The sequence below is a fragment of the Cypionkella sp. TWP1-2-1b2 genome (assembly GCF_049896245.1).
Classification (GTDB): Bacteria; Pseudomonadota; Alphaproteobacteria; order Rhodobacterales; family Rhodobacteraceae; genus Cypionkella.
This window is the reverse complement of sequence record NZ_JAFCTX010000078.1, coordinates 1-6,226: the sequence shown is the minus strand read 5'-3', so window position 1 is coordinate 6,226 and position 6,226 is coordinate 1. Positions and strand designations below refer to the sequence as shown.

General features: G+C 53.1%; 4 protein-coding genes and 1 pseudogene. 1 reads left to right on the top strand and 4 read right to left on the bottom strand.

Annotation, left to right across the window (positions count from 1 at the left end; all coding sequences use genetic code 11):
• Positions 1-341: 341 nt before the first annotated feature.
• A complete protein-coding gene (locus tag ACP7AP_RS23820; protein ID WP_426038367.1) occupies positions 342-428 on the top strand; it encodes a transposase in 87 nt (28 codons plus the stop codon).
• 170 nt (positions 429-598) lie between these two features.
• On the opposite strand, the gene ACP7AP_RS23815 is transcribed toward ACP7AP_RS23820, so the two are convergent.
• The 4 genes and pseudogenes from ACP7AP_RS23815 to ACP7AP_RS23800 all read right to left on the bottom strand — a co-directional run.
• Entirely contained in the window at positions 599-1,777 is a 1,179-nt protein-coding gene (locus ACP7AP_RS23815) for a cache domain-containing protein (protein ID WP_426038365.1), read from the bottom strand.
• 226 nt (positions 1,778-2,003) lie between these two features.
• The gene (locus ACP7AP_RS23810; protein ID WP_426038363.1) at positions 2,004-3,980 is read right to left on the bottom strand and encodes a glycosyltransferase; all 1,977 of its coding nucleotides are present in this window, start codon (positions 3,978-3,980) and stop codon (positions 2,004-2,006) included.
• Positions 3,981-5,141, bottom strand: a complete 1,161-nt coding sequence (locus tag ACP7AP_RS23805) for an HlyD family efflux transporter periplasmic adaptor subunit (RefSeq protein WP_426038361.1) — start codon at positions 5,139-5,141, stop codon at positions 3,981-3,983.
• Between the two features lie 523 nt (positions 5,142-5,664).
• A pseudogene (locus ACP7AP_RS23800) lies at positions 5,665-5,784 on the bottom strand (IS3 family transposase); the annotation flags it as partial.
• Positions 5,785-6,226: the final 442 nt, after the last annotated feature.

The window sequence follows — 6,226 nt, the reverse complement described above, 5'->3', positions numbered from 1 at the left end:
CAACATTGAACGGACGTCCACGCAAAACCCTCGGCTGGAAAACCCCCGCAGAGGCGCTGGACAAATTCCTGAAAGCCAAAGAAACTGAAAGTGTTGCGACGACCGGTTGAGACTGCCCAGTCTGCGACAGAAGGGGCACCCACTCAGCCTGTTTCTGACCGCAGGCCAGATCAGCCGCTACACTGGAGCAGCAGCCCCGCTGTCGAGGTTGCCGCTAGCGAGGGCGCTCTGGGCTGACAAGGGCTACGACGCTGACTGGTTCCGTTACGCTCTTGCAGACTGACGGATCAAATCGCATCCCATCGCAATCCGACAGGAAAATTTAGATATTTCATGAGCGCATGCTCTACCGCAAACGCCAAAAGATCGAAAACGTGTTCGGCAAGGTCAAGGACTGGCGCCGCATGCACACTCGCTACTACTGTTGAGGCCACACTTTCATCTCCGCAATCGCCATCGCTGCCGTCGTGATCTTCTTAGTACGATTAATGAGTCCGGAGCCTAGGTTGTTTTAAGAAAAGGGTGTGAATCGTTTATCGATCCGTTGGATTCAGGGTTCCATGCCACCAAATTCTTCGGGCGTATCCTTGAAGCTCAGTCAAACGGTGCAGGCGCCTGAAGTCTTGTTGTCCTGATGTCCCTGAAGGATAGCCAGCGCCGTAGACAGTCTGGATATTTCGACAGTCTGGTGTGCCTTAAATGGGTACTCATCCGCACCATGAGCATTTCGCATCGCGCTGTGAGCTAGCTTTTCGATCGGCGCGATGAAGATACGACAAAACAGGACTGTGATGAGCAGTAGACTAACTGCAAGGGTCCCAATCAGTTTCATGGCATTGTTGATCAGGTTTGAATCGGCGAGGGTGAATTCGTTGGGATCGATTCTCCCCACGATGCGCCAACCAAAGCCAGGCAAGTTTCCGTAAGTCACCCGGGGTAGCACAGACGTGAAATAAGTGCGGTGATCGGGCCAGACTTCAAGTTGTGATCCACTGAACCCAGCGGTGGCCGAACGAATGCTGGCCAGATCAAGGCGGTCGTACTGTGCCCCATCAGTCGCCAACACAACCTGTCCTGCTTCATTTACAAGGTAAGCATTCATGCCAAGCGCAATTGCGCTCTCAGACACATGCTTAATCACCCAATCGAATTTGATGTGCATCCCCAGAACTCCGATCGTGTTGCCCTCTCCGTCTATGATCGGTCGCGCCAAGTCGATGAACTGGATTGGCGTTTTGCTTTTTGTATTTAACAACTCGTTCAGCAGGATGGCGCCGTGTTTGTCACCCGCGTAATCTTGTTGAAACCCCTTCTGGAACCACGGCCGCTCAGCGACGCTTTCTCCTTCCAACAGGCCATTTGATGAAGATAGCACAACTCCCTCAGGTGATGTTAGGCCGACCCATGCCACCCTATTTCCGTCGCCTACAGTGACGTCCAACGCTGCGCGCCGAGCTTCGGGGGTCATTTCGGGTATGGTCTGGGCAAGAAAATTCAGTTGTTCCCAATTTGTGTTCAGGGCCCGACCAAGTCCCAGTTCGATGCCATTCAGCCGCACCTTCACTGCGCGCTCTAACGCGCTTTCTTGATATATTCTGTGTTGGTCTTTTACAAATGTAAGCACGCCAAGCGCGGCAATTAAGAGACCCATCAGCACAAATCCTGCCAACGCGCCCCTCAAGGTAAGCCGGCTGTTGATATGTACAGCCTCAAAACCCTTCGTTTTTTTTTGGAAAAATTTGAGCCCAGTTCCCGTTCTTTGAAGGCTAGGTACCATTTTACAAATCTCCATCGCTTTGCCGGTATTCGACTCCGTTGGCGGCTGTTCACCAAACTAGCATCTACCCAGGGCTTTACCATTAAGATTGGGATACGCGTGCATGGAGAAAATTTGGGAGCTTATTGTTGTTCATTTCAAGGCAAAAAATATGGACGGCGGTTCAAAAGCTTCGCTCACTCACAGGTTCTAGGGTCATGCAATTTTTTAAGAATTTATGCCGCAGCTATCTGACAGAAATTAATCGACTGAACAGGTCAGAACCAATGGCAGATATTCGTGCGGCAACCACGCCGGGGCTATCCCCCTCGGAATAGAAGCGCAGCATGAGGGCTTCTTTTTGTTCAACGGTTGTTTGCAACCGAAGGCGCGCACCGTCATTAATCCACCCGACAACGGTCGATTGAACATCGCCGACATCTTTAATGCGGATCTGTCCAACTTGACCAATGCGCAGGTTTTGCCCGCGGATACTTAGCATATCTTGCGTCAATCCTTCGATCCAAACCCGCGTGATACGCCCATCGGCCACGAAGATGCCCCGCTCAGGCTTGTCGGCTATGTGCCGCTCGGTACGCGGAAGTTCCACAAAGGTAATCATCATGACAGACAGGATGACAATGTTATACAGCGTCCAGAACATTACAATCGACTTGCCCTCGCCCGCATCGTAGTAGGCAAATTCATCTGAGACGATACCAAGCATTGGGCCGATCACAGTCAGGATAAGCAGTATCAGATAGGGCAACATCATGCGCCACTGAATGATGATTTTACTGCGGTCGCCGCCTTTAGCGGTGACGCTGAACGGGTGTCCATATGGTCGGAAAAGGCCCGTTATGGCTGCGCGCGTGATTGGTATCGCGCCAAGAAGTTGGCTGACATCATGGATCACAGGCACCAACATGCCCCGCGCGACGGCGAAGTTGGCCATCATAACCCAAACAAAGAAAACGCCGAAATAGCTCAGTACATCAGGAACGTTTGCTGTGACTGAAGTCACATTGAAATACCAGTATAGCAGCGGGTAAATCAGTGCGGCCAGCCTAAACGGAAAGCTAAAAAGCCAGTAGAATACAGAATCGATTATGCTCCACCGATCGCGAAGTCGCAGGTTATTGCGGGAAAACGGCCCCACGTGGCTGCGGGCGATCTGCATAAGCCCGAGGCACCATCTGGCCCTTTGAGTCACGTATTCTTTCAGGCCCTCAGGTGCCAAACCCTCAGTAAGCGGCTCGTTGAGATATACAGTTTTCCAGCCCTGATTTTGCAACACCAAAGTTACCATGAAATCTTCGGTCACGCTGTCGGTGGGAAAGCCGCCAACGTCTTGAATTGCTTCCCAGCGCATGACTGAAGACGTGCCGCAACAAATGGCCATTCCCCAGGCATCCCGTGCGGGCTGAACGTGATCAAAGAAAAACCGCTGCTCATCCGGGTAGGAATGGCTCAATCCCAGATTGTGCTGAACCGGGTCAGCGTTAAAGAAATGTTGCGGCGTCTGAACAAGGCCAACGGTGATATCGTGAAACAAGGAAAGCGAGCGGCTAATGAAGCCACGATGCGGCACAAAATCAGCATCAAGCACTGCGAAGAATGCTGGCGGAACCGGTTCATTCCCCAAGACCATAAGGGCATGGTTGATGTTTCCCGCCTTGGACCCCTTGTTGTCGGGGCGACGCAGATACCGTACATGTTGAGCTTCGCAGTAGTCTCGAAGCCAGTCCCGGCGGCCATCGTCCAGAACAAACACCTCTTTGTTGGCATGGTTTAGGGCCTTCGCGCCGATAATCGAGCGTTCCAAAATCTCCAGCTGTTCGTTGTAAGTTGCAATCAGAATCGCCACGCGCGGTGTCGGTGCATCTCCCCACCAGGAAAGATGAGCGTCAGCTTCCGCACTACGGTCTATGGTGCGCGACATCAGCACGAAAGTGCTTAACGCACATGTCATCGCCGCAATTTCGAACCCAAGAAGCGACCAACTGGCCAAAAAGTCCCAGCTCAGCTCCATCGGAGAGATGGTAAACACCGCGCGCCAAACAAGGTAACGCAGTGCCAGTACGGTCGCACACGCGTAAAGGATGCTTCGGTGCAAAGTGCTTTTGGTGTCTAGGATGAAGGGCAGGAGAAGTGCCACGCCAGCAACCGCAGTCATCTGCACTAGGCTCGATCCGATCTCACTTAAAAAGGGAAAGCCGTTCATCTAGCGCCAGAAGCCGCGTAGCCAATCAAGGGGTCTTGTGTCGAAGAACACCCGCCCAGTTCGTCCGATGGCACAGCGCAAATCTTGTTTGTCGCGTAAGGCCGGCACCAATAAGGTGACGTCAAAACGCTCGAGGTGCTGCTTGCTTGGTGCGACAGCGAGATTGCCGTAGATTGCCTGCGCGCCCGGTCCGGCTAGCCGTGTCACGGTGGCGGGAAGGATAACGCTATCACCCGACATCCGAAAGGTAGCTGACTGTCCCGCAGACAGACGTCGATACACGTTTTCAGCTACCGAAGCGGTTACAACTGCCGAGTCGCAATCGACAAACCGCATTACGTCTTGCCCGCGCTGCACAGTTTCTGCATCGGAGGTCAAGTAATCCCACAAGATGCCGTTTACGGTCGCTTTCAGGGTCACTGTCTGCAATCGGCTGCTGCGTAATTGCTCGAATTTGATTCGGCGTTCAATCGCCAACTTTCGGCCCGCAGCGGCGATCACATCACTTTTTAACCCGTCCAAAGTGGTTTGCAGTTCCACAACACGTTGTTCGGAGTTCGGCGAATCATTATAGCCGTCGCCAAGGTAGACGCCGGACCTTGCCGCCCTGACGGCGATTTCCAGCGCTGCAACCTTTTCAGCGGCATAGTTTAGCGCCAATTCCGGCACCCGGGCATCAAATTGCTGCCCATCACCTTCTGAGAACGCGCTTACCAGCAGCCCCTGTTCAGCTCGATCAGACAATAGCGAAAACCGCGCACGAGCACTGAAAAGACGCAACTCCAGGTCCGCTATCCTTTCCATGCTATAGGTTTTTGCACGCTGCGTGAGTTTAGCAATTGTTGAATCTGTTGCTGTGATCATGCTGACGAGCTTATCCATGTCAGACTGCGCAACATCGCGTTCCATCACCAGATCATTAAGGCGAACTGTGTCCACCAGTGGGTCTGTGACCGAACCCAATTCTTCATCTTTCACAACACTCGACCCAAGTGCACGTTGCTGCAGCGCAACCGATCCCGCAATCGACGTCCGAAGAGTTGAAAGTTGCGCATTGACCACAGCATCTGCACTAGCTCCGGAAACTTGCTCGCCTACAATGATCCATATCGCCGTCAGACAGATTACTATCCCAAGGATTAACCTAGCCACTTTCATCATCGTGTTCCTAGTTTTTTGTCTGGCAAAAGAAGGTGCTCGGATGCTGTCCTTAGCATGTCAGTCCTCTCTTCTACTTCGGGATAATTAGAAGATAATCGGGGCAAAGTTATGTCTTTTTTTGGGGATTATGCAGGAATTGGCATCATGGATTGAACCACTCCTCCATTCTTGAACAGTTTTCTGGGTGAGTTAAGCTACTGCCTACACCCGCTGATCGGTTTCGATTACGTTGAGGTAGACCATGGCGGGCGGTTTTCCGCCTTGGGCGGCGTGAGGCCGCAGGTGATTGTGAAAGGTGATTCAGCGCCCGACGCCTGTCTTGGCATGTGAGCCGAAGTCCCTCGCGTGCCGAAAACGCAATCATATTCCAGCGACTACCACAGACGCGACATGTGGAAGGCATGATTGCCATTGGCCCGAGTGAATGCCCGAAGGTTGACCAAGTATCGCCCTTTTGCCGTCCATCCGTTGCCGGCAGGCGTTTGCAAACATTCGCGGCGTGGGAGAATTTAGGGTTGGCTTGCTTCAGCCGGTCGGTCCAGTCGAAGAACGTGAACTGCGAGCCTTGGTCGGTGTTCATGACCTCGGGCGGGCCGAAGCGGTATATGGCCTCGTTTAGTGCCTCAAGGCAGAAGTCGACCTCCCCTCGCGGCGCGCCAGAATTCTTGAACGAGTGGCGGACAATTCTGCGCTCCTCGAACCGGTGGCGGACCATGGCTCGATGTTAAAGATACGTCAGGCCAGCATTTTGCGCGTGAGCTGTTCTCCTCGTAATTGGAAACCAACACACTTCAGATCGTAGCTTCCGTCACTGTCCTATTTTTGGCGGGTAGCTCAGTGCATCAAATCCGCTTCGCTAGATGCAAGCCCGCACATTGCAGAGCTGGAGTCCTAGTTTCCTCGAGTAATCGTGACTCGGCAGGCGGTCCCCCTTGCATGGTTCCTCCCCGGCCCAGTTTGTATGCAGGGGGGCGCAGCGCAGCATTTCGCTAGCGACTGGCTTTTTCACCGGGGAATCCAGGCGGAAGCCACCTGCCGCATGATTTTGGAAAAAGCGACTCATTATCAAAGGCTTGCGGAATCAC